Origin of the sequence: Pseudomonas sp. PB105 (assembly GCF_009764655.1) — a bacterium.
Taxonomy (GTDB): domain Bacteria; phylum Pseudomonadota; class Gammaproteobacteria; order Pseudomonadales; family Pseudomonadaceae; genus Aquipseudomonas; species Aquipseudomonas cyclaminis.
The window spans coordinates 1-2330 of record NZ_RWIO01000070.1 but is presented as its reverse complement, the minus strand read 5'-3'; the positions used below and the strand labels follow the sequence as shown (position 1 = coordinate 2330).

Annotated in this window: 2 protein-coding genes and 1 pseudogene; all 3 read right to left on the bottom strand. The window is 61.7% G+C overall.

What is annotated here, in order from left to right:
• Positions 1 to 106: 106 nt before the first annotated feature.
• Positions 107 to 832: a phage terminase small subunit gene (gene gpM, locus EJD88_RS18515; RefSeq protein ID WP_158878697.1), complete on the bottom strand. Its 726-nt coding sequence runs from the start codon at positions 830 to 832 to the stop codon at positions 107 to 109.
• A complete protein-coding gene (locus EJD88_RS18510; protein ID WP_065909410.1) occupies positions 829 to 1848 on the bottom strand; it encodes a phage major capsid protein, P2 family in 1020 nt (339 codons plus the stop codon). Before EJD88_RS18510 ends, gpM begins: the two co-directional genes overlap by 4 nt.
• A 1-nt stretch (position 1849) precedes the next feature.
• Positions 1850 to 2330: pseudogene (locus EJD88_RS18505) on the bottom strand (capsid scaffolding protein); the annotation flags it as partial.

The window sequence follows — 2330 nt, the reverse complement described above, 5'->3', positions numbered from 1 at the left end:
AAAGCTCATGCTGACCGCTCAAATAGGGCGGGGAGCCTGTTTTCAGTGGGACGGTCCATAAATGGGCGGCTCACTTCCACAGGTCCCCGCTGGGGGGGGTAGTCGGTTATTCGGTGGCCGGGTTAGCGGCCGCTTGTTTTGCCAGGGCCCTGCGGACCTTTTCGATGCGGGTGTCGTTGCCAGCCTGTGCGTACAGCTCCGTTGAGCGCTCCAGGTGCTTGAGTGCGACCTCAAAATTCCCGGCCTCCATGGCGCGCATACCGATCAACTTGTGGTACTTGCTCGGGATCTGCTCCGTCAGTTGCCACTCACCGTCGACCAGGGGCAGCAAGTCGGAGAGGTAAGGCTCTGGACTGCGGTTGGCTTTGTATTCGGCGTAGGCCCACTCACACACGGCGTCAGCGACAAAGGTCTGGATGTCGCGGCGCTTGAAGCGCTCCGGCATCTGCTGGCCCTGCTCGATCAGGACGTCGGCCAGCTCCAGGGCGTCTTCGAACTGGGCGGTATCTAACAGCCAGACCAACACCTGCACCGCAACGCGATTTGGGAAGACCAAACCCGACTCGCAGTAGCGCTGCACGTATTCCTGATACTTGGGCAGCAGCTCGTCGCGCTTGAGTGCCTGGCGTCCGGCCAGGCCATTGATCGCACTGATGCGCGCCAGGTCCTGGTCCAATGCCGCTTCCTGCAGCAGCAGGTGCTTGCGTGCATTGGCGGGGCTGCTCAGGGCTTCCGCCGGCGAGTAAGGGAGCGCTGCGGAGACGGCAGCCGCCGTAATGGCGGCGCCTCCCAGCGCGATAGTGCGGCGCTTGTGCGCAAGGGCCAGACTCACGCCACCAGCTCCACGTTTTCGGTCATGGCGAACTTTTCCAGCTGCTCGATCACATAACCTTCATTGCGGCTGTTGTAGTCCTCAACGCGGGAGCGCTTTGGATTGTCGACGGTCTGCTTGCGCCAGCTGGAGTCCTGGAAGTAGATCGACAGGTTGTCCCAACTGGTGACGACCACGCCATTGACCGGGAAGAACGGCACGCTAAAGCTCGGCAGGCCGCCGTAGGTGGCGATTACCTGGGCTTCTTCGATACGCTCTTTTTCGGTCGGGGTGTCGCCTTGCTTGGAATACAGCTTGGCCTTGTCAGCGGCCAGCAGGTCGGTGCCGATGATCGCGATCAGGTCGCCGGCATCGCGCAGACGTTCGTCTACCAGTTGTTTGGTGTCGTGGACCAGGGCATCGAGGTTGGCATAGTCGCCACCGGCGCCGAGGGTGACTTTGCCGGCGACCTTGCCTTCCTTGAGGACCTGGGCCGGGATCTGTTCCCGGGCCTGTTGCAGCCAGCCTTTGTTGACGTCCTGCAGCATCGGGTATTTTTCGATGTCGGTCTGCACGGCAGCATGGGTGCCGTGGAAGCCGACCATGATGCGGTCCAGCGCGATCTGCTTCTGCACAGCTGCGGAGTAACGCTGATGGAAGTCCGGGAACTTGGCCCAGGCATCGATCTTGGCGTAAGGCAGCCCCACATCGGACTCGGTCGACGACAGCTCGTAGGTGTCCTGATCCAGCGAGGACGCATCTTTGGCTTCGCGGTCGGTGGTCTTGGTGTTGGTCCGGCCGGTGACCGGGCCCGACACGCCAATGAAGACCTTCTGACCTTTGATCTCGGTCACCGGAATGACGTTGATACGCTCCAGGAAGTCCGACTTGGCCGTGATGGCGTCGTTCAGTTCCTGGGCAATGGTCGGGTCGACACTGAACATCTTGGTAGCCAGGTCGACGCCATAGCTTTCCGCGATGGCGAGTTGTAGCTCCGCGAACATTTGGGCGCCGAAGGCGCTCAGTGAATAGGCCATGTTAGAGCACCCGCTTTTTGACGGTGGTTACCGGGCCAGGATTGCGCGGCAACTGGCGACCGGTGGAGTTGTTCTGCAGGGCGCTGAACTGCTTCTGCAGTGCATCCAGCTTGGCAAGTACGGACTGGTTGCCCTTGCTCTGGCGGCGGAATTCGCGCTCTTGCTCGGCGGTGGCCACGATGTCGTCCACGGCCGTGCTGACGTCATCGATCAGGTCCTGATCAGGCTCTGGTGCATCTGCGGCGGCGGGCTCAATGACGGCTTGAAGGCCGGCAGCGACAACCAGCAGCTGCGCCACCAGGGCCGTCAGAGCCGTTGCTGTAGCTTCATCCATTGGGGGTTTGCTCTCTGTTTGGGGTGGAGTGGTTTCGGTGGGCAGCGCACCTGCAGCGAAACGCTTGAAGAAGCCGGTCAGGGCATCAATCAGTCCGGTTTCGGCGGTGTTTGGGCTGTCGTCCTGCAGGCGGCCGAGTTCGACCGAC